Below are 19,751 nucleotides of genomic sequence, written 5' to 3'. Positions count from 1 at the left end.
TCGAACCTGCAACCAGACCGTTATGAGCGGCCGGGATATCGATCAGCTTCGTTGATCTTGCTCGTTTTCGCTCAGGTTCGATCGCGTTTTCTATGTTTTGACGCAATCGTTTCTGGTGCGAAACTGGTGCGGCTGTCCGCTCGATCGTTATTGCAGACATGTACATTATATGATACATGGTCGTTATATGGGGCGGAATGTCAGGCAGCGGTCCCCACAAGATACCCGTCGTGTTCTACCGCACGCGTGGTGGGGCGGAAGTCGTGCGGGACTGGCTGCGGAGCCTGGACGATGCCGACCGTCAAGCCGTAGGCCTCGACCTCATGCGTGTCCAATACCGCTGGCCGGTGGGCATGCCGCTTTGCCGCCCGCTGGGCGACGGCTTGTGGGAGGTGCGTACGTCGCTGCCGAGCAGCCGGATCGCTCGCGTCCTTTTCAGCGTGCAGCAAGGCCGCATCCTGGTCCTTCACGGGTTCATCAAGAAGACCCAGAAGACCCCTGCGGACGACCTGATCCTTGCGCGCCGCAGAAACCGTGAATTTGAAAAATGAAGGAGACCAACATGACCGGGAAGAAGAGTGCGGCCAGGGAGAAGAAAGCAATCCGTTCCGCCGCCAAGCTCACCACGCTCGATGCCTTCCTCGGCGAAGAAGGCAAGCGCGACGAGTTCGAGGCCGTCGCCGTCAAGGAAGTCCTCGCGTGGCAGATCGAGCAGGCGATGAAGGAAAACAACATATCCCGCAACAATCTGGCCCAGCGCATGAAGACCTCGCGCAGTCAGATCGGGCGCCTGCTCGACCCCAAGGACGGCAACGTCACGCTGGCAACGCTTCAGCGCGCCGCGCGCATGGTCGGGCGGTCATTGCGGCTGGAGCTGGTTTGACAGCGCGAGTTGGGCAAACCAACGTATTCGGCGACAGTGCATCTAATTCATGAGCCTTCGAACCTGCGAAAGCGGTCAGAGAAATTAAAGTGCACTATCACCGTAACCCACAAAATCTACCAATTTCGCGGATGGCGCGCGCCCTGAGGCCAAAATTTCGTGCGTAGTGACCGTAATCCAAAACTGTCCCCGTAATCCCTCTATTATGTCAGTCAGCTCGGAGTGTTCTCTCCATCCATCGGTCTAGATCAGTCCGGTCAACTTTTCCGAGCAGATATTGGTCGCGCTCAACGCGCTCTAGGGTCTGTTGAGATTCATCTGGAATGGATTACGGCGGTGGCGAGGTAAATCATGGCCTCGAAGCTGCTGTCTGTCTTGTCGCAACGCATTGCTATGCGTTTGAATTCCTTGAGCTTGCCGAAGAAATTTTCGATCAAGTGACGCCATTTGTAAATGTCTTTGTCGATGTCGAGAGGCTGAGCGCGCCTTTGATGTTGCGAGATGACGATCTTGGCCTTGCGTTCGTTCAAGTCTTCGATGATCCAGTTGGAATCAAAAGCCTTGTCGGCGATCAAGCCACCGAACTCGATATCCTTGATCAGGGGCACGACGCCGACGGTGTCAAAGCGATGGCCGGGGAGCAGGATGAACCGCACCAGATTCCCGAGCGCGTCAGTCAGCGCGAGGATTTTGGTGGTCCAGCCGCCTTTTGACTTGCCGATGGCCTGATGGTCCCCCTTTTGCTCCCTGCCCGTGGCGGTGAACCTTGACGATGGTCGCGTCGACCATGGCGAACTCCATGTCCGGATCATCCGATACGGCATCGAAGATCCGCTTGAAAACACCGGCTTTCACCCAGTCGCGATAGCGTTTGAACACACGGTATTCCAGTTGCCGAACGTCGGCGGCAGATCCCGCCATGGGCTGCCCGTGCGGGCGATCCACAGTACAGCTTCCAGAAACAGACGGTTATCGCTTCCACTGCGGCCGGGGTCCCTCGGCTTGCCCAAACAAACCGGCTCCATCTTCGCCCATTGAGCATCTGTCAGAACGAATCGGGGCATACCAAACTCCTTTCGGAGCTTGAATCACGGACATTCCGTTCTGTGAATCCTGAATCTCAACAGACCCTAGAGCACCGCTGGTGAGAAATGACGTGGTTACGATGATGCCCTTACTTGCTCCATGTTCAAGTCGCGTGTCGGATAGCTCACGCACGAGGGAGAGTCCAACTTTCCGGTCAAGACGGTGCTTCTTCGCTTGCCAAACGGACTTGAAAAGCCCGGTGTTGCCGAGGTCTTTAATGGCAACGACGTCAACGCCGCCATCTTTTGACCCTTTCATTAGCTCGACAGAATAGCCCTCCGCTTCGAGCATATTTGCTATCAGTTGCTCGAACTCTCGCCAGGAAAGATCATCGAGGTAGATGAGCTTTCGCTGAACTCTCTGCAACAACCCGACGCTAGGAGCATACAGCGCCAGCCTCGACTGCGTGTCTGGTTCAGCGAGTACGTCGCGCCCAAAGAACTGGAAGGAAAATTGCGTGTCCACAGCAATCGGGGGTGCCTCGGGATTACGGGGATTACGGTGACAGTGCGCGAAATTCCTGCCTCCGGGCGCGCGCCGGCCGCAAAGTTGGGTAGATTTCGTGCACTGACCTCTTGCGGGACGTTACGTCCCACAACCGCCATCAAAGATTGTTGCCCTGGAGCCAGGTGCGGATGGCCTGGATGAGTTCTGTCTTGCATTCCAGCGGCAGCCAATGTCCGGAGGGCATACTCGTCACGGTCAGGTCTGCGCAGGCCGCGCGCATCGGGTCGCCCTGGCGATTTCCGGTGATGCTGCAGATCTGATCGAAGTCGCCGTTGACGAACAGCACCGGCTGCGACAGGCGGCCGCCATTGGCGGCCTTGCGCGCGTAGGCGATGTTGGCGTCGTCGTTCAGGTACCACGCGCAGGATGGGCGGAAGCCGTAGGCCTTGAACGACTGCACCAGCACGTCGAAGTCCGCCGGCGGCCAGAGAGCCGGATCAGGTTGGGTCGGCGGGGCGCGGTGCGCGGCACCGAAGCGCCCTCCATTGCGCGTGACCATCGCATTCGGCGAAACCTTGCCCATACCGGCGGGATCGCCCGGCCGAAAGATCGACGCCAGCGATGCTGCCAGGTCTGCATCGAGATCGGCGATCGCCGCCTCGAAGTGCGTCGTGTAGTAGCGGTAGTAGTCCCATTGGCCGTCCGGATATTGATCAGCCGGATAAATCGTTCGGTCGACCAGCGGGACGATTGTGCGCAGCGCGTGACCGTCGGGTTGATACGCGAGCGAGGTCAGCACGACGCCACGGCTGCGCTCCGGCTGATGCGCGGCCAATTCACCGACCACAACACAGCCCCAGTCGTGGCCAACCCAGATCGCAGACTTGCCGCCAAGGTGGTCATGGAGTTCCGCCATGTCTGCCACGACGTCCTCGATGGCATAGGCATCGTTCGCTTCAGGCACGGAAGAGCCGCCGTAGCCGCGCAGATCGGGAGCGACGCAGTGCCAACCGTCGGCGGCGAATGCCTCCATCTGGGCGCGCCACATCAAACCGAGGGTCGGCCAGCCATGGACGAAGATCATCAACGGTCCGTCGGCCGGCCCGCACGCGATGTAGTGCGTTGAGTGACGAGGCGTCGTGAAAGTGCGCGAAACCAGCGCGGAGGATGACGTTTGCAGTGCTGTGCCCGATGAGATTGACATGATTCACATTCCGCTTGAGTTCAGATCGGCTACCCCAACATCGGAAGTATCCGCGCCGGATCAATCCTGCCAGCCGGTTCTTGTGCGAGATGGGCGCGATTGACCAGGACGACGACGCGAGCTTGGCTGTCCGTCCCTACGCAACGGGTGCGAGCGGGGTAGAGAAATTCAGTCAACGGACACCAATTCGTTGCACGCATGCCGCACAGCCCGCCTGCGCTCTTCGGCGCGGCAGCCTTCACTCGCTTCGCGAGCGAAGGCTGGTGGGCCCGGCAGGACTCGAACCTGCAACCAGACCGTTATGAGCGGCCGGCTCTAACCATTGAGCTACAGGCCCCGCCGCGGGACGGCCGCGGGAACGCGCGGCCGGCAACGGTGCGCGGTTCGTTTACAGGGCCGGAGGCGGGCGTGCAATGCCGACTCGCGCGGAACGAACCGCCGGCGCCGCACCGGCGATAATTTTTGAATACCCGAAATTTGCGATTTTGCCCTTATGCTCCTGTTTTGCCCGACGTGTCAAGCCGTCCGGCGCAGCCCCCGCTTTTGGGGCCTCTGTAGGGTGCTGCGTTCGCCCGCCTTTTCTACTGTGCATGGGGTTGTTTTCGCGACTTTCGATGCGAGGGGGCCTGCCGGTCCCCTCGCGATGGCCGACGCCGTCCGGCCGCGCGTTAGTCCACCGAGACCCCGGCGAACGCCACCACCTTGCGCCACTTCTCGGTCTCGTCAGCGACCAGCTTGCCGAACTCGGCCGGCGTCATCGGCTTGGGGATGCCGCCGGTCTCGGCCAGGCGCGCGACCAGCTTCGGGTCCTTCAAGGCCTCGCCGACGGCCTTGTTGAGCAGCTCGACGATCTCGGGCGGCGTGCCCTTTGGCGCGGAGATGCCGTAGAAGCCGACCGATTCGAAGCCCGGCACGGTCTCGGCGATCGCGGGCACGTCGGGTACGCTCGGCCAGCGCTGCGGCGAGGTCACGCCCAGCGCGCGGACGCTGCCGCCGCGCGACTGCTCCAGCGCCGACGGCAGATTGTCGAAGATCAGCTGCACCTTGTTGGAGATGATGTCGGGGAAGGCGAGCGCGGAGCCGCGATAGGGCACATGGATCATGTCGCACTTGGTCATCGCCTTGAACAGCTCGGCCGACATGTGCACCGAGGTGCCGTTGCCGGACGAGGCGAACGAGATCTTGCCGGGGTTGGCCTTGCAATAGTCGATGAGCTCCTGGACCGTCTTCACCGGCATCGCGTTGGCGACGACCAGCATGTTGGTGAGTTGCATGATGCTGGCGACCGGCACGGTGTCGCGCAAAAAGTCGAATGGCAGCTTCTTGTAGAGCGAGGTCGAGATCGCGTTGTTGGGCGCGACGAACAGCAGCGTGTAGCCGTCGGGCGCCGCGTTGATCGCAGCCGCAGCGGCGATGTTGCCGCCGGAGCCGGCGCGGTTCTCGACGATGAACTGCTGGCCGAGACGGTCCGACAGCCACTGCGCCATGATGCGCGCGACGATGTCGACCGGGCCGCCGGCGGCAAAGCCGATCATCCAGTGCACGGGGCGGTTGGGATAGTCGGCAGCGGAGGCGAGAGGGGCGATGCTGAAAATGCTTGAAAGAAACACGAGCCCGAAAACAGAGTTACGCAAAATTCGCAACATGACGCCTCCCATTGTTCTATTGTCGTTGCGCCCATGCTTTCATAAAAATCGCCGTCTGCCTACATCGTCCGAAGTCGATGTTGACGCAGACGGCCGGGAATGACCATGAGATTCACGCGATCCATCCTTCTCGCCGCAGTGCTGCTCGCAAATCCGGTTGTGAGTCCTGTCGCCGCCCAAACCGGAGGCAGGCCCATTTCATCCACCACGATCAGCCTGGGTACCGCAACGCCCGGCGGCGGCTTCCCGCTCTATGGCAACGCCTTTGCCGAGGTGATGAACGCGGCAGATCACTCGCTCACCATCGTCCCGCGCAACACCAAGGGCAGCAACGAGAACATTCCGCTGCTGGAGAAGGGCGAGCTCGATCTCGCACTCGTCGCCGGCGAGCCCGCCTACGAGGCCTTTGCCGGCATCGGGCGAACGAAGGTCGCGCTGAAGATTTTGACCGCGATCTATTCCAACCCCGGCATGTTCGTGGTGCGGGCGGACAGTCCCTACAAGACGATTCATGATCTCGTCGGCCAGCGGGTCGCGTTCGGCGCCAAAGGCTCCGGCTTGCCGATCCTGGCGCGCTATATGCTCGACGGGCTCGGCCTGAAGCAGGACGAGGATTTCAAGGCGATCTATCTCGACCGTGCCGGCGACGGCCCCGCGATGGTCGAGGATGGCCGTGTCGCCGCACTCTGGGGCGCCGGCATCGGCTGGCCCGGATTTGCGGCGGTGGCCTCGAGCGCGTCAGGTGCGCGCTTCATCGGCCCGAGCGCGGAGGAGATCACGCGCATCCGCGCCAAGCATGCGTTCCTGAAGCCATTGACCGTGCCGGCCGGCTCCTATCCGAAGCAGGCCGAGCCGATCGCCTCGCTTGGCTCCTGGAGCTTTGTCCTGACGCGCGAGGATCTGCCCGACGATGTCGCCTATCGCCTGGCGAAGACGCTGCACGGCGCCGAGGTGGCGTTTTGCAAGAAGCTCGCGCAGGCCTGCGAGACCACCGCCGCAAACACGGTCGCGGCCGCACCGAAACCGGAGCTGATTCATCCGGGCGTGATGAGATATTTTCGCGAGATTGGGGTGGTGAAGTGACGGTCGCCTGAGCGACCGTCACGCTCTCACTTCCTCACCATCGCACACGCCGGGTCCGGTGGCCCGAAGGCCTTGTCGCCCGAGATCGTCGTGAGGATCTTGTAATAGTCCCACGGATATTTGCTCTCCTCCGGCGTCTTCACCTGCACCAGCCAGAGGTCGTGCACCATCAGATTGTCATCGCGCAGGTGGCCGTTGCGGGCGAAGAAATCCTCGACCGGCATCTCGCGCATCTTGGCCGCGACCTTGAGCGGATCGTCGGTGCCGGTCGCCTTGATGGCCTTGAGATAGTGCATCACGCTGGAATAGACGCCGGCCTGCCACATCGACGGCATCTTGTTCATCTTGGCGAAATAGCGCTTCGACCATTCGCGGGTCTTGTCGTCCATGTCCCAATAGAACGACGTCGTCAGCAACAGGCCCTGGGCGGCCTGCAAGCCGAGGCCGTGGATGTCGGTGATCAGCGCCAGCAGCGCCGCCATCTGCTGGCCGCCTTTGAAGACGCCGAACTCCGAGCCGGTCTTGATCTCGTTCATGTTGTTGGGGGGACCTGCGGCAATGCCGATGATCTTGGCCTTGGAGGCCTGCGCCTGGAGCACGAAGGAGGAGAGGTCGGGCGTTGCCAGCGGCGGCCGCACCGAGCCCAGCACCTTGCCGCCATTGGCGGTGATGACGCTGGAGGCGTCGCGCTCCAGCGAATGGCCGAACGCATAGTCGTCGGTGATGAAGAACCAGCTGTCGCCGCCGCGCTTGACCACGGCGTCCGCCGTGCCGACCGCGAGCGCGCGGGTATCGAACACCCACTGGATCGCGTAAGGCGAGCAGAACTTGCCGTGGAAATCCGCAGTGCCGGTGGAGTGGGTGATGAACAGCCGCTTCTTCTCGTTGGCGATGTTCTGCACCGCAAGGCCGACGGCGGAGACCGGCACGTCGACGATCAGATCGACCTGGTCGACGTCGTACCAGCGCCGCGCGATCGCGCCGCCGATATCGGCTTTGAGCTGGTGGTCGCCGATCACGATGCTGATCGGCTTGCCGAGCACGGTGCCACCGAAATCGTCGATCGCCATCTGCGCCGCGGTGACCGAGCCCTGGCCGGTCGGCGCGGAGGCCGGACCGTTCATGTCGGTGAGCACCCCGATCTTGACGATGTCGTCGGACACCTGCGCCATTGCGGCACCCGGCAGCAGCGCCGCCGCCAAGGGCATCGCTAAAAAGGCAGCCGCGACCGGCAGTCCAAATCTCATTGGATTCACGCTTGTCCTCCCCTGATCCGGCTCGTTGGCCGAAGTTGCTTGTCCCGGGTATGGCCCGGCTGAATTGGTTTCTTTTGCAACTATTTTGGGGTGGGCGTCAATCTCAGGCCGCGAAGCGGATCTGCCCGGCCGGGGAGGGATCGTAGCCGGTCAGCTCCTCGGCGCGCTGGCGCAGCCGCCGTTCGCTGAGGAACCGGATCAGGGCCTGCATCGGCGGGCGAAAATAGCTGCGCTGCCGCATCGCAAGCTCAAAATTCTCCCAGGCCAGCGGCACGAAATCGAGGCCTGCCGCGCGCGCCGCCGCGCGCGTCGCGACGCCGCAATCGGCTTGTCCGGCGCGGACCAATTCCGCGAGATCAGGCCCGGTGAGGGCCGGCGTCTCCACCCGCCGCAAATCACGCGTCGAGGTGCCCGAGCGTGTCAGCAGCACGTCGAGCAGCATCTGCGCGCCCGTGCCCTGTTGTCGCATCGCCACTCTGGCGCCCTGCGCGAGCACGTCGCCGAGACCGCACAGCCGCTTCGGATTGCCCGGCGGCAGCACGAGACCCTGCTCGCGGCGCACGAAGGCGACCAGCAAGGCATCATGCAGGTCCGGCGCGTCTCGCAGCGCCGTCACGCTGGCGTCGGAGGCGAGATTGCCCTCGGCATCTAAGCTGTGGAAGTGCACCGCCACGGCCATCACCTCGTCGCGTTGCAGGCGCTCGAGCCCGCGCGCACTACCCTCGATCATCGATCCCAGGCCGGAGCCGGATTCACGCAGGCTCCAATCCAGAAGCTCGTCCTGGCTGCCGCCCACGACCGGCGGCGGCTCCGCGGTCAGCATGCCCGCCGGACGCGCCATTCCGGACAGCACCCAGAGGTCGAGCTCGTGACGGGGAAACAGCCACTTTCCGGTCACCTTGCTGCAGGGATCGCACCTGTGGTGACGAGTTCGTAGAGCTTGCGTTCGCCAAGACGGAGATAGTCAGCGGCTTCGCTGGTCGTCAGGAATTCCATCCTGCATTCCTATGCAAATTCTTGCTCCTTTTTGACGTTCAACGCAGGTGGAATTCTGCTCTTCGACTTTTGTCCTCGCGAACCATGCCTGATGATCTCGTTGCTTTGCAACACATCCTGACACGTGTTTTGATCTTGGTTGACGATCTTGCGAGGCTCGAATGGTGCGGGCCATGCGGCTGTTGCGCCCTTGATTGCAATCGACGTGCCGGTTGATTGATTGCCGGAATTTCCCGGCGACTTCACCTCAACGCGGTCGCCGGCGCGCCTTTGGTAGTGGTCCAAGCCAGGCTCTATCTCCTGTTGCTTTCGCGGAAGGCAAGACCGTCACGAGTGCGGCGCAATCGATCATCATGATCGCGTCGTGTTCGATGGGAACTCTTCATGGCCGTTCGCCGACTGACCATTGCCCTTGCGCTTCTCTGCAGCCTTGCCGGGAGCATTTCGGCCTCGCTTGCCGCGGAGCGTGCGATCGTCCTGGCCACGACGACATTGACGCAGGATTCAGGCCTGCTCGACTATTTGCTGCCGAGGTTCCGCGACAAGACCGGCATCGAAGTGACGGTGATCGCACGACGTAGCGACGAGGTGCTCGACGGCGCGCGAAGAGGCGAGGCTGACGTGGTGTTGATGCACGCTCGGCCGCAGGAGGAGAAATTCGTCGCTGACGGCTTTGCCACGAAGCGCTTCGACGTGATGTACAACGATTTCGTGCTGATCGGGCCGAAGAACGATCCCGCCGGAGTGAAAGGCAAGGACATCGCGACCGCGCTGAAGGCGATCGAGGCCAAGGGGGCGCCGTTCGTGACGCGCGGCGATCGTTCCGGCACTCACGCGGCGGAGCTTGCACTGTGGATCGTCGCCGGTATCGACATCGCCAAGACCAAGGGCGCCTGGTATCGCGAGAGCGGGCAAGGCATGATCGCTGCCCTCGACGCGGCGCGCATGGCGAATGCCTATGTGCTTTCAGACCGCGGCAGCTGGATTGCCTTCAGGGATCGCGGTGATCTCGACATCCTCGTCGAGGGCGACAAGCGGCTGCTCAACCAGTACGGCGTAATGCTGGTGAAGCCGGAGAAGCACCCGAATGTCAGGAACGAGTTGGGCCAGACCTTCGTCGACTGGTTGATCTCGCCGGAGGGGCAGGCAGCGATCGCTGGCTACAAGGTCGACGGGCAACAGGTGTTCTTTCCGAACGCGGACAAGCCGCGCGGTTGATGGCCAACCCTCCGAACGGTTGCCAAACCGCGCGATGCGTGATCCATCATGAGGCATGACCCAGCGCTTGCCGCCCTGCCTGACGCCGATCGACACAGCGCTCGCCGCGTTGCTGCGAAGCGTTGATCCGGTCACGCCGGTCGCATTGCCGCTGACCGAGGCGGCCGGCTGTATCTCTGCGGGAATGCCGTTGCTGCCAGCCTATCCGTCGCGTGACATCGCAGTCGTCGATGGATGGGCCTTGCGCGCCAGCGATCTCGTCGGCGCTTCCTCCTATTCGCCGTTGCCCCTGACCGAGCTTCCAGCGTGGGTCGAGGCCGGCGATGTGATGCCGGTGGGATACGACTGCGTGCTCGATGCCGACGCGGTGGAGGTGTCAGGCCCGCTCGCCCAGGTGATGGCCGAAGGTGTGCCAGGGCAAGGCGTCGGACGCAGCGGCAGTGACATTGCCGAAAGCTCGCCTGCGGCCGCAGCGGGATATCCCGTCGGTGCGGCGGCACTTTTGCTTGCACGAGTCGCTGGTCGCGAAAAGCTGAATGTCAGGCGGCCGCGGCTGCGCATCGTCAACGTGCCCGATGCAACAGCGACGATGGAGATGATTGCCGAGCTCGCGCGCGCGGTGGGACTGGATGTGAGCGCGCATGAAGCCGGTGCGCGCGACGCGACCTCGATTGCGGAGGCGCTCGATGTTTCCGCCTGCGATCTCCTGCTGACGATCGGCGGCAGCGGCATCGGCCGCCGGGACGCCGTGGTCACGGCGCTGGCTCAATGTGGCGACGTGCTCGCTTATGGCCTTGCGCTCCAGCCTGGACGTACCGCAGCCGTCGGGCGGCTCGGAAAAGTTCCCGTCGTCGTGTTGCCCGGCTCGCCCGGTCGGGCGTTCGCGGCTTGGCTTGCGCTGGTGCTTCCGCTCATCGACAAATTGTCGATGCGGCAGCCGCGCCGCACAGTGACCTTGCCGCTTGCGCGTAAGATCGCTTCCAACGTCGGCATCGCCGAAATCGCGCTGCTGGCTTGGGAACATCAAGCGTGGACGCCGCTTGCGGTCGGTGAATGGCCGCTCCAAGCCATTGCCAGAGCGGATGCATGGCTGCTTGTTTCCGGCAGCAGTGAGGGATTTGCGGCAGGTATGCCCATTGATGCCTATCTAATACGGGAATGACATGGGTTCCGAGATGACGAAGGTCCCGCACTCGCAAGAGCGCAGCGCGCTGGAGCAGGAGCAATTCCTCGAGATCCTCTCGCGAGAGGACGCGCTGGCGCGCTTTGAGGCGGCGCTGTTCCCGCGTGCGATCCCGAAAGAAACGCGAAAGCTTGCCGATGCACTCGACGCGGCGTTGGCCGAGGACATCACGGCGCCGATCGACGTGCCGCCCTTCGACCGGTCGAATGTCGACGGCTTTGCCGTGCGTTCGGCGGACCTTGCTGTGGCCGGCGAGGGCGCGCCGGTGCGTCTCGCGTTGAACAGCGAAACGATTCACTGCGGCGTCGCGCCGGTGCTGCAAGTCGCGGCGGGCAGCGCAACGCCGATCGCCACCGGCGGCCCGTTGCCGCGTGGAGCCGATGCCGTGGTGATGGTCGAACACACCCAGCTGTCCGATGTTGATGCAATCGACGTCCGTCGCGCGGTGTCGCCTGGGCAATTCATGTCATACGCAGGCTCCGACATCGCGCGCGGCGAGGCGCTGCTGCGCGCCGGCACGATCATCGGTTCGCGCGAGATCGGGATGCTGGCGGCTTGCGGCATTGCGGAAGTAAACGTCGCGCGGAAGCCGCGTGTGGCCGTGATTTCAACCGGCGATGAGCTCGTTCAACCCGGCGAGGCACTCGCGCCGGCTGCGATCTACGACACCAATGGTGCGATCGTCGCAGCCGCGATCAACGAGAACGGCGGCGAAGCGATCTTCCTCGGCGCCATTCCCGACGATGAAGCAAAGCTCGAAGCCGCCATGCGCCAGGCGCTGGCGGATGCCGACATGCTGGTGCTGTCCGGCGGCACCTCGAAAGGCGCGGGCGATCTGTCCCATCGCATCATCGGCCGTCTCGGCCAACCCGGCATCATCGCGCATGGCGTCGCGCTCAAGCCCGGCAAGCCGCTGTGTCTGGCGGTGTGCGACGGCAAGCCGGTGGTGATCCTGCCGGGCTTTCCGACCTCGGCGATGTTCACCTTCCACGACATGATCGTGCCGGCGCTGCGCAAGATGGCGGGATTGCCGCCGCGCTCCGATGCCAAGGTGACTGCGGTCGTGCCGGTGCGCATCGCCTCCGAGCTCGGCCGTACCGAATTCGTCATGGTCTCGCTGGTCGAGGGCAAAGACGGCTTGATCGCCTATCCCTCGGGAAAGGGCTCTGGCGCGATCACGTCCTTCGCGCAGGCCGACGGCTTTTTGCGCATTGACGCGCTGGCGGACCAGATGCCGGCCGGCACTGAGGCCGAGGTGACGCTGTTCACGCCGCATGTACGGGTGCCCGATCTCGTCATCGTCGGCAGCCATTGCACGGGCCTCGATCTCGTCACCGCACAACTCGCGCATGTCGGCCTCACTGTGCGCTCGATTGCGGTCGGCAGCCTCGGCGGACTTGCGGCGGCGAAGCGCGGCGAATGCGATCTCGCGCCGATCCATCTGTTTGACGACAAGAGCGAGACCTACAACACGCCTTATCTCGTCGAGGGGCTCGAACTCGTGCCGGGCTGGCGGAGGATGCAGGGCATCGTGTTTCGGAAAGGCGACAGGCGTTTCGAGCGCCTCGCCGCGAAGGAGGCCGTCGCCGTCGCGCTCACTGACCCTGCCTGTATCATGGTCAACCGCAACCAGGGCGCCGGGACGCGCATCCTGATCGACCGGCTGCTTGGCGGTGCGCGCCCCGAGGGGTACTGGAACCAGCCGCGCTCGCACAATGCGGTTGCTGCGGCCGTCGCCCAGCACCGTGCCGATTGGGGCATGACCATTGCGCCGGTCGCCCATGCGGTCGGCCTCGGTTTCATTCCGCTCGCGGAAGAGCATTATGACTTTGCCTTGGTGACGTCACGCAAGCGGCGTCCCGCGGTAGAGGCCTTTCTCGACGCGCTCGGCTCGGACGAGGCGCGTGTGGCACTGGAACGAGCCGGATTTCGGCCCGCGTAGAGGAGACGACGCGGCATTCAAGCTGCGCGACGGACAGGGTAGGGGATACGATGGCAAGGCCGCTTTCGGTTGCAATCGTCGGTGCCGGTATGGGCGGGCTTGCGACTGCCGCGGCGCTCCGGCGCGTTGGCATCCATGTGATGGTCTATGAGCAGGCCTCTCAGTTCGCGCGCATCGGCGCCGGCATCCAGATCGGCTGCAATGCGATGCAAGTGTTGCGCGTGCTCGGGCTGGAAGCGCGCATGCGGAGCCAGTCGTTCTATCCCCGCTCATGGAACAACCGCGACTGGAAGAGCGGCGACATCAAATTCGACATGATTTTTGGTGAGAGCGCGGAGGAGAAGTTCGGCGCGCCCTATCTGCTTGCTCATCGCGGCGATCTACATGCGGCGCTGGCGAGCGTGGTGCCGGATGAGTTTGTGAGGCTCAACCACAGACTGGTCGGCCTCGACGAGACCGGCGAAGGCGTCCAGCTGAGCTTTGCCGACGGCACCAGCGCTGTTGCCGATGCGGTGGTCGGCGCGGACGGCGTTCATTCGGCGGTGCGCGATATCCTGTTCGACACCGCGCCGGTGAGATTCTCCGGCCGCATCGCCTACCGCACCACCTATCCGGCCGCACTGCTTGGTGAGAAGATCGACGACTGCACCAAATGGTGGGGCGAGGACCGCCATATCGTTATCTATTACGTCAAGCCGGACCGTAGCGAGGTTTATCTCGTCACCAGCCAGCCGGAGCCGAACTTCCGCATCGAATCCTGGTCGGCCAAGGGCGACGTGCGCGATCTGCGAGCATCGTTCGAAGGCTTTCATCCGCAGGTGGGCCAGGTGCTCGCGGCGTGCCCCGACGTGCATAAATGGGCGATCATGGATCGCGACGCGCTGGAGCGCTGGACCGACGGCAAGGTGACGTTGCTCGGCGATGCCTGCCATCCGATGACGCCCTACATGGCGCAGGGCGCGGCCATGGCGATCGAGGATGCCGCCGTGCTGTCGCGCTGCCTCGACGGTGTCGATCGCGACGGCATTGCCAACGCATTCCGCCGCTTCGAGGCAACGCGCAAGATGCGGACCACGCGGGTGCAGGAGACCTCGCGCGCGAACATCTGGCTGAAGGAACGGACCGATACGAGCTGGGTCTACGGCTACGATGCCTGGTCGGTGCCGCTGGCGGCCTGAGTTTGATTAAGACGCTTCGTCCAGCGCAGCCAACCGCTCGGCTTCGGCGATATCCTCGACCGTGTTGGCATTGAAGAACGGGTCGAGCGGTTCGGTCGGCCATGTCACCGTCGCGAGTCGATAGCGCGCGGTCCAGCGATCAATCCTGCGGATGTCCTCGACGACCAGCGCGTGACGAAGCTCGTTGCGTAGGCTCACCCGCCACAGACCAATCACCGGATGCGTCTGGTCGCCCGATGCGGCGACTGCGAGCTGCGCATTCTCTCGCGTCCTTGCCTCATGCAGCCGCGCGACGAGATCGCGCGGCAGGAACGGGCAATCGCCAGCGGCGCTGAGCACCCACTCGAGGTCCGGCCGATTCGCCGCTGTCCAGTCGAGCGCGGCGAGGATGCCGGCGAGCGGGCCGGGGAAGCCGGGCACGTCATCGGCAATGACCGGCAGGCGGAACGAGGCGAAACGTGCGGGATCGCCGTTCGCATTGAGGATCAATCCGTCGCACTGAGGCGAGAGGCGTGCGATCACGCGGTCCAGGATGGTACGGACGCCGATGGTCCGCATCGGCTTGTCGCCGCCGCCCATGCGCCGCGCGAGACCGCCGGCAAGCAGCACGCCCTGGGTGGGCGGAATTTCAGTCGTCACCAGCTTCACCCTTGCGCTTGTGCTTCGCCGATTCCTCTTCGACGTAAGCGAGGTTCTGGTCGTAAACAATCCGCTCCTCGCCGGCGAGGGCGATGAAGCGCTTGCCGCGCGTGCGTCCGACCAGCGTCAGGCCAACTTGCCTCGCGAGATCGACGCCCCAGGCGGTGAAGCCGGAGCGCGACACCAGGATCGGAATGCCCATCCGCACCGTCTTGATCACCATTTCTGAGGTGAGGCGTCCCGTGGTGTAGAGGATCTTGTCGGACGCATCGACGCCGTGGCGGTACATCCAGCCTGCGATTTTGTCGACCGCGTTGTGGCGGCCGACATCCTCGGTGTAGCAGAGCGGTTCGCCCTCTTTGCACAGCACGCAGCCGTGAATCGCGCCGGCCTCCAGATAGAGCGAGGGCATGGTGTTGATGGTCTGTGTCATCTGATAGAGCCAGGAGGTGCGTAGCTCAGCCTTCGGCAGCGCGACGCTCTCGACCGCCTCCAACAGCTCGCCGAAGGCCGTACCCTGCGCGCAGCCCGAGGTCTGCGTGCGTTTCTTCAGTTTGGCCTCGAAATTGGTGTGGTGCTCGGTGCGCACGACGACCACCTGGAGGTCGTCGTCGTATTCGACCTCGGTGACCGCGTCGTTATATTTCAGCATATTTTGGTTGAGGAGATAGCCAAGCGCCAGATATTCGGGATAGTCGCCGATCGTCATCATGGTGACGATCTCCTGCGAGTTCAGGTAGAGCGTCAGCGGCCGCTCGATCGGCACCTTGATCTCGACCTTGGCGCCGGTCTGGTCGGTCCCGGTGACGCTCTCCGTCAGGCGCGCGTCGTCCGGATTCGGGACGATCAGGGGTACCGGGGCTTTGTCGATTTTCATCATGGCCACGACGTTAGCATGACATTGGGATCAAGCCGATATAAGCATGCTCACAATAACGTCTACGCGGTTCCGGCCGCATGACAAGGCTGGCGGAGATCGGGTTGTGATGAAAGTCATCGGCCTTGCAGGCTGGAGCGGTGGGGGCAAAACCACGCTGTTGACGCGGCTGATTCCGCATTTCAACGCGCAGGGCCTGCGCGTCTCCGTCATCAAGCATGCACACCACCAGTTCGACGTCGACGTGCCGGGCAAGGATTCTTGGCGCCATCGCGAGGCCGGTGCGGCCGAGGTGCTGGTGGCCTCGGCGAACCGTTGGGCTTTGATGCACGAATTGCGCGGGGCGCCGGAGTCGCGGTTGCCGGAACTCCTGAGCAAGCTATCCGTGGTCGATCTGGTCGTGGTCGAGGGTTTCAAGCGCGAGCCGCATCGCAAAATCGAGGTGCATCGCGCCGCCAACGGCAAGCCGCTGCTGTTTCCCGACGATCCCGGCATTGTCGGGATCGCGACCGACTCCGCCATTGAAACGCGGCTGCCGACCGTCCATCTCGACGATATCCAGGCTGTTGCGGCATTGCTGCTGCATGCGGCGATGCCGGTCGAGGAAGCGATTGCAAGAAGCGCGGCGATGCGCTGACGAGGCACCATGGCGCAACTGTCAGACGATTGCTTTGCTTTCGGTGGACCGATCATGTCGGTCGACGAGGCCGTTGGCCTGATCACGTCACGCGTCAGCGCGATTGCCGATATCGAGACGGCGGCGCTCGTCGATGCCGACGGGCGCGTGCTGGCGCACGATGTTGCAGCGCCGCTGCCACTGCCGCCCTTCACCAATTCGGCTGTCGACGGCTACGCCGTGGGCAACGCCGACCTTCCGCAAGACACGGAACAGGCATTCCCGCTCGATGGCCGCATCCAGGCCGGCGGCCTTGCACAAGCGCCTCTCAAGTCCGGCCACACCGCGCGCATCTTCACGGGCGCGCCGATGCCGCCGGGGGCCGAGACGGTCTTCATGCAGGAAGATGTCCGGATCGATGAGGCTGGCAAGGTCGTGCTGCCACCCGGGCTGAAGTCTGGCGCCAATGTTCGTCCGGCAGGCGAGGATGTTCCGCAAGGCGACATTGCTCTACGCGCGGGCCAACGGCTGCGGCCGCAGCATGTCGCGCTTGCCGCGGCGTTCGGGTTAACCAAGCTCGAAATGGTCCGGCGCATCCGCGTCGCAGTGTTTTCGACCGGCGACGAGTTGGCGTCGCCCGGCGAGCCGCGTGCGGCCTCGCAGCTGTTCGATTCCAATCGCTTCATGCTGATGGCGATGCTGCGCCGGCTCGGCTGCGAGGTCTCAGATCTCGGCATTCTGCGCGACGAGCGCGCTTCACTTGCGAATGGATTGAAGCAGGTCGCAGGCAGCCATGATTTGATCCTCACCACCGGGGGTGTCTCGACCGGCGAGGAGGATCACGTCAAGGCAGCGGTAGAGAGCATCGGTTCACTTGTGTTGTGGCGGATGGCGATCAAGCCAGGCCGGCCCGTGGCGATGGGCATCATTGAAGGCACGCCGCTGATCGGATTGCCCGGCAATCCCGTCGCGAGCTTTGTCACCTTCGTCCACGTGGTGCGGCCGACCGTGCTGGCGCTCGCCGGCAGCCTGCCGGAACCGCTGTTGCCGATCCCCGTGCGTGCCGCGTTCAGCTACAAGAAGAAGATTGGCCGCCGGGAGTATGTTCGCGCCTCGTTGCGGCGCGGAGAGGACGGCGCGCTCGAGGCGGTCAAGTTCCCGCGCGAGGGCGCCGGGCTGTTGTCGTCATTGGTGGAGACCGACGGCCTGATTGAATTGGGCGAGGACATCACGCGCGTCGAGCCGGGCGAGGGCGTAGGTTTCTTGCCCTACGCCTATCTGCTCTGAGCGGCTGCGTTGACGCCATCGCCTCACCTCGCCATGTTGCGCCGATGACCAGAACGACACTTGATCTCACCGGGCTCAAATGCCCATTGCCTGCCTTAAAGACACGCAAGGCGTTGAAACCATTGCAGCCGGGCGATCAGCTCGAAGTCCACTGTACCGACCCCTTGTCGGTGATTGACATTCCGAACCTGATCCGCGAGACCGGCGACACGGTGGAGATCACCGAGCGAAACGACGCGCGCATCGTGTTCTTGATAGAAAAAACGAATGGTCCGATAGGCAGCGCAAATGCTGCGCTGCGCTCTTGAGCGCGTTACCGCACTGATACCGACCTTTTGTCTATCGACATCGTTCATGGCTTCTGCCCAAATTGGCTTTCGCCGCGCAGGCGCGGAGGTTGAGTCTTGTCTTCGATGCGCGGATCAACGGGCCACACACGAAGCCTGCACGTCGTATCGGGCATAGAGCCCCGTTCGAGGGGTTAACTTTTCAGACACGCGTTGACGATCCTGGCGCGTGTCGGATGATTGTGCGGAGCAGCAGGGACAACAGCTGCGCCGCAACGGGCTGAGGACCAGGATGGTAGCGGCAGGCTTGCTCAGAAGGGCGGCTGCAGGGGAGGAATGCAAATGGGCGCGTTATCGTTTCTTGATCGCGAGCATACTGTTGCGGAGCCCGGCTTCAGCCGATGGATGGTTCCGCCAGCGGCGCTGTGCATCCACTTGTGCATCGGCCAAGCTTACGCACTGAGCGTATTCAACCTGCCGATGACCAAGCTCATCGGCATTACGCAATCGGCTCCGGACGACTGGAAGCTAACGGATCTTGGTTGGATATTCTCGATCGCCATCGTATTTCTCGGCCTTTCCGCAGCAGTGTTCGGGCGGTGGGTGGAAGAAGGCGGTCCCCGGCGGGCGATGTTCACCGCGGGCCTGTGCTGGGGAGGCGGCTTCCTGGTTTCAGCGCTCGGCGTCTACTCGCATAATCTGTGGCTGATCTATTTCGGCTATGGCGTTCTGGGCGGCTGCGGATTGGGGCTTGGCTACATTTCTCCTGTGTCGACCCTGATCAAGTGGTTTCCGGACCGTCCGGGAATGGCGACAGGAATGGCGATCATGGGATTCGGCGGTGGCGCTTTCATCGCTTCGCCGCTGTCGGTCTGGCTGATGCAGAGATTCTCGACGTCCACGCACGTCGGCGTGGCGGAGGCGTTCGTCGCGCTCGGCATCATCTATTTTTGCTTCATGATGGTTGGAGCTGCGATCGTCCGTGTTCCCGCGCCGGGCTGGAAGCCGGAAGGCTACACGCCGCCGGCGGTGGCGCAGAAGTTGATCACAAAGAACGACGTCTACGTCTACGACGCGATTAAGACGCCGCAGTTCTGGCTGATCTGGTGGGTTCTCTGCCTCAACGTCACCGCGGGCATTGGTGTTCTCGGGCAGGCCTCGGCCATGAGCCAGGAGATGTTCCCCGGTCACGTCACGGCCGTTGCTGCCGCCGGCTTCGTCGGACTGCTCAGCCTGTTCAACATGCTGGGACGGTTCTTCTGGGCTTCGACCTCGGATATTATCGGGCGCAAGAACACCTATTTCTGCTTCTTCGTGCTCGGAACCCTGCTTTATATCCTGGTGCCTTGGACCGGTTCGATCGGAAGCGTAGCGCTGTTCGTACTATGCTTTGTCGTGATCATGAGCATGTATGGCGGTGGCTTTGCGACCGTGCCGGCCTATCTGAAGGACATGTTTGGCATCCGCTATGTCGGCGCCATCCATGGCGTGCTGCTCACGGCATGGTCGGCAGCCGGTGTTTTTGGTCCGGTGCTGGTGAATTATATCCGCCAGTATCAGATCGATCACGGCGTACCGAAGGCGCAAGCCTACAACACCACCATGTACATCATGGCCGGCTTGTTGGTGATTGGATTGATTTGCAATGCAATGATCAAAGCCGTGCATGAACGCTATCACATGAAGGCGGATGACCCGCGCGCGCACGATGCCGTAGCCGACGCGGCCACAGGGTCGCCTCGGCCACTTGGCGCACGGGCCTGAGGAGAAGCGAACATGGCAACGCAGACAAACAACTCGGTGAAGATAAAACTCATCCTGGCCTGGGGGTTCGTGGGAATCCCGTTGGCTTGGGGGGTCATTCAGACCGTCACGAACGCGATGAAACTGTTCCAATAGTTCCGTGCTGCTACGGTCCGGCCC

At 63.1% G+C, this 19,751-nt stretch carries 19 protein-coding genes, 1 tRNA gene and 2 pseudogenes; 12 read left to right on the top strand and 10 right to left on the bottom strand.

Annotation, left to right across the window (positions count from 1 at the left end; translation table 11 throughout):
- Positions 1-230 precede the first annotated feature (230 nt).
- Together JJE66_RS29975 and JJE66_RS29970 are read left to right on the top strand one after the other, a co-directional pair.
- Positions 231-551 carry a type II toxin-antitoxin system RelE/ParE family toxin gene (locus JJE66_RS29975; protein WP_311979974.1) on the top strand — a complete coding sequence of 107 codons (321 nt, stop codon included), beginning with the start codon at positions 231-233 and terminating at the stop codon, positions 549-551.
- An 11-nt stretch (positions 552-562) separates the two neighbouring features.
- Entirely contained in the window at positions 563-883 is a 321-nt protein-coding gene (locus tag JJE66_RS29970) for a helix-turn-helix domain-containing protein (RefSeq protein WP_200518098.1), read from the top strand.
- 314 nt (positions 884-1,197) lie between these two features.
- On the opposite strand, the pseudogene JJE66_RS29965 reads toward JJE66_RS29970, so the two are convergent.
- The 5 genes and pseudogenes from JJE66_RS29965 to JJE66_RS29945 form a co-directional block, all read right to left on the bottom strand.
- A pseudogene (locus JJE66_RS29965) lies at positions 1,198-1,947 on the bottom strand (IS5 family transposase).
- A complete protein-coding gene (locus JJE66_RS29960; RefSeq protein WP_200518096.1) occupies positions 1,853-2,434 on the bottom strand; it encodes a restriction endonuclease in 582 nt (193 codons plus the stop codon). Before JJE66_RS29960 ends, JJE66_RS29965 begins: the two are co-directional and overlap by 95 nt.
- Before the next feature lie 139 nt (positions 2,435-2,573).
- On the bottom strand, positions 2,574-3,500 hold the full coding sequence (locus JJE66_RS29955; RefSeq protein WP_246756591.1) for an alpha/beta fold hydrolase: 927 nt from the start codon (positions 3,498-3,500) through the stop codon (positions 2,574-2,576).
- A gap of 381 nt (positions 3,501-3,881) precedes the next feature.
- Positions 3,882-3,957, bottom strand: a tRNA-Ile gene (locus JJE66_RS29950).
- 331 nt (positions 3,958-4,288) lie between these two features.
- Complete coding sequence (locus JJE66_RS29945) at positions 4,289-5,266, bottom strand: tripartite tricarboxylate transporter substrate binding protein (protein WP_200518092.1); 978 nt, start codon at positions 5,264-5,266, stop codon at positions 4,289-4,291.
- 105 nt (positions 5,267-5,371) lie between these two features.
- Between JJE66_RS29945 and JJE66_RS29940 the strand changes: the two genes are divergently transcribed.
- Complete coding sequence (locus tag JJE66_RS29940; RefSeq protein WP_200518091.1) at positions 5,372-6,349, top strand: TAXI family TRAP transporter solute-binding subunit; 978 nt, start codon at positions 5,372-5,374, stop codon at positions 6,347-6,349.
- 26 nt (positions 6,350-6,375) lie between these two features.
- Here JJE66_RS29940 and JJE66_RS29935 read toward each other — a convergent pair whose 3' ends face one another.
- The 3 genes and pseudogenes from JJE66_RS29935 to JJE66_RS29925 form a co-directional block, all read right to left on the bottom strand.
- On the bottom strand, positions 6,376-7,605 hold the full coding sequence (locus JJE66_RS29935; RefSeq protein ID WP_200518089.1) for an ABC transporter substrate-binding protein: 1,230 nt from the start codon (positions 7,603-7,605) through the stop codon (positions 6,376-6,378).
- A 103-nt stretch (positions 7,606-7,708) separates the two neighbouring features.
- Positions 7,709-8,601 (bottom strand): annotated as a pseudogene (locus JJE66_RS29930) (substrate-binding domain-containing protein).
- Positions 8,602-8,610: 9 nt separating this feature from the next.
- Positions 8,611-8,886, bottom strand: coding sequence for a hypothetical protein (locus JJE66_RS29925; RefSeq protein WP_200518087.1), 276 nt, complete (start codon positions 8,884-8,886; stop codon positions 8,611-8,613).
- 99 nt (positions 8,887-8,985) lie between these two features.
- On the opposite strand from JJE66_RS29925, the gene JJE66_RS29920 reads away from it, so the two are divergent.
- The 4 genes from JJE66_RS29920 to JJE66_RS29905 are packed head-to-tail and all read left to right on the top strand — an operon-like array spanning position 8,986 to position 14,122.
- The gene (locus tag JJE66_RS29920) at positions 8,986-9,819 is read left to right on the top strand and encodes an extracellular solute-binding protein (protein WP_200518086.1); all 834 of its coding nucleotides are present in this window, start codon (positions 8,986-8,988) and stop codon (positions 9,817-9,819) included.
- A 55-nt stretch (positions 9,820-9,874) separates the two neighbouring features.
- Positions 9,875-10,981: a molybdopterin-binding protein gene (locus tag JJE66_RS29915; protein WP_200518082.1), complete on the top strand. Its 1,107-nt coding sequence runs from the start codon at positions 9,875-9,877 to the stop codon at positions 10,979-10,981.
- Positions 10,982-10,994: 13 nt separating this feature from the next.
- A complete protein-coding gene (locus JJE66_RS29910) occupies positions 10,995-12,944 on the top strand; it encodes a molybdopterin biosynthesis protein (protein WP_246756589.1) in 1,950 nt (649 codons plus the stop codon).
- Positions 12,945-12,994: 50 nt separating this feature from the next.
- On the top strand, positions 12,995-14,122 hold the full coding sequence (locus JJE66_RS29905) for an FAD-dependent monooxygenase (RefSeq protein WP_200518078.1): 1,128 nt from the start codon (positions 12,995-12,997) through the stop codon (positions 14,120-14,122).
- A 6-nt stretch (positions 14,123-14,128) separates the two neighbouring features.
- Here JJE66_RS29905 and mobA read toward each other — a convergent pair whose 3' ends face one another.
- Entirely contained in the window at positions 14,129-14,770 is a 642-nt protein-coding gene (gene mobA, locus JJE66_RS29900; RefSeq protein ID WP_409362845.1) for a molybdenum cofactor guanylyltransferase MobA, read from the bottom strand.
- Positions 14,751-15,641 carry a formate dehydrogenase accessory sulfurtransferase FdhD gene (gene fdhD / locus JJE66_RS29895; RefSeq protein ID WP_200518076.1) on the bottom strand — a complete coding sequence of 297 codons (891 nt, stop codon included), beginning with the start codon at positions 15,639-15,641 and terminating at the stop codon, positions 14,751-14,753. The genes mobA and fdhD overlap by 20 nt, the downstream gene beginning before the upstream one ends.
- A gap of 106 nt (positions 15,642-15,747) precedes the next feature.
- Between fdhD and mobB the strand changes: the two genes are divergently transcribed.
- The 5 genes from mobB to JJE66_RS38535 all read left to right on the top strand — a co-directional run bounded on the left by mobB (position 15,748) and on the right by JJE66_RS38535 (position 19,727).
- The gene (mobB, locus tag JJE66_RS29890) at positions 15,748-16,275 is read left to right on the top strand and encodes a molybdopterin-guanine dinucleotide biosynthesis protein B (protein WP_200518072.1); all 528 of its coding nucleotides are present in this window, start codon (positions 15,748-15,750) and stop codon (positions 16,273-16,275) included.
- 9 nt (positions 16,276-16,284) lie between these two features.
- Complete coding sequence (gene glp, locus JJE66_RS29885) at positions 16,285-17,541, top strand: gephyrin-like molybdotransferase Glp (protein ID WP_200518071.1); 1,257 nt, start codon at positions 16,285-16,287, stop codon at positions 17,539-17,541.
- 44 nt (positions 17,542-17,585) lie between these two features.
- Positions 17,586-17,849 (top strand): sulfurtransferase TusA family protein, encoded by a 264-nt coding sequence (locus JJE66_RS29880; protein ID WP_200518070.1) that lies wholly within the window; start codon positions 17,586-17,588, stop codon positions 17,847-17,849.
- Between the two features lie 315 nt (positions 17,850-18,164).
- On the top strand, positions 18,165-19,592 hold the full coding sequence (locus JJE66_RS29875; protein WP_200518069.1) for an OFA family MFS transporter: 1,428 nt from the start codon (positions 18,165-18,167) through the stop codon (positions 19,590-19,592).
- Between the two features lie 12 nt (positions 19,593-19,604).
- Positions 19,605-19,727, top strand: coding sequence for a hypothetical protein (locus JJE66_RS38535; protein WP_283818527.1), 123 nt, complete (start codon positions 19,605-19,607; stop codon positions 19,725-19,727).
- The last annotated feature ends 24 nt before the right edge of the window (positions 19,728-19,751 follow it).

This window comes from Bradyrhizobium diazoefficiens (assembly GCF_016612535.1).
GTDB lineage: Bacteria > Pseudomonadota > Alphaproteobacteria > Rhizobiales > Xanthobacteraceae > Bradyrhizobium > Bradyrhizobium diazoefficiens_C.
The sequence above is the reverse complement of the archived record's forward strand: the minus strand, read 5'-3'. Positions and strand labels throughout refer to the sequence as shown.

What these genes read in the sequence shown, in the direction of transcription:
- JJE66_RS29910 (WP_246756589.1), top strand. Translation starts at nt 10,995, where the DNA reads ATGACGAAGGTCCCGCACTCGCAAGAGCGCAGCGCGCTGGAGCAGGAG.
- JJE66_RS29940 (WP_200518091.1), top strand. Translation starts at nt 5,372, where the DNA reads ATGAGATTCACGCGATCCATCCTTCTCGCCGCAGTGCTGCTCGCAAAT.
- JJE66_RS29915 (WP_200518082.1), top strand. Translation starts at nt 9,875, where the DNA reads ATGACCCAGCGCTTGCCGCCCTGCCTGACGCCGATCGACACAGCGCTC.
- JJE66_RS29970 (WP_200518098.1), top strand. Translation starts at nt 563, where the DNA reads ATGACCGGGAAGAAGAGTGCGGCCAGGGAGAAGAAAGCAATCCGTTCC.
- fdhD (WP_200518076.1), bottom strand. Translation starts at nt 15,641, where the DNA reads ATGATGAAAATCGACAAAGCCCCGGTACCCCTGATCGTCCCGAATCCG.
- glp (WP_200518071.1), top strand. Translation starts at nt 16,285, where the DNA reads ATGGCGCAACTGTCAGACGATTGCTTTGCTTTCGGTGGACCGATCATG.
- JJE66_RS29945 (WP_200518092.1), bottom strand. Translation starts at nt 5,266, where the DNA reads ATGTTGCGAATTTTGCGTAACTCTGTTTTCGGGCTCGTGTTTCTTTCA.
- mobB (WP_200518072.1), top strand. Translation starts at nt 15,748, where the DNA reads ATGAAAGTCATCGGCCTTGCAGGCTGGAGCGGTGGGGGCAAAACCACG.
- JJE66_RS29920 (WP_200518086.1), top strand. Translation starts at nt 8,986, where the DNA reads ATGGCCGTTCGCCGACTGACCATTGCCCTTGCGCTTCTCTGCAGCCTT.
- JJE66_RS29875 (WP_200518069.1), top strand. Translation starts at nt 18,165, where the DNA reads ATGCAAATGGGCGCGTTATCGTTTCTTGATCGCGAGCATACTGTTGCG.
- JJE66_RS38535 (WP_283818527.1), top strand. Translation starts at nt 19,605, where the DNA reads ATGGCAACGCAGACAAACAACTCGGTGAAGATAAAACTCATCCTGGCC.
- JJE66_RS29955 (WP_246756591.1), bottom strand. Translation starts at nt 3,500, where the DNA reads ATGATCTTCGTCCATGGCTGGCCGACCCTCGGTTTGATGTGGCGCGCC.
- JJE66_RS29905 (WP_200518078.1), top strand. Translation starts at nt 12,995, where the DNA reads ATGGCAAGGCCGCTTTCGGTTGCAATCGTCGGTGCCGGTATGGGCGGG.
- JJE66_RS29880 (WP_200518070.1), top strand. Translation starts at nt 17,586, where the DNA reads ATGACCAGAACGACACTTGATCTCACCGGGCTCAAATGCCCATTGCCT.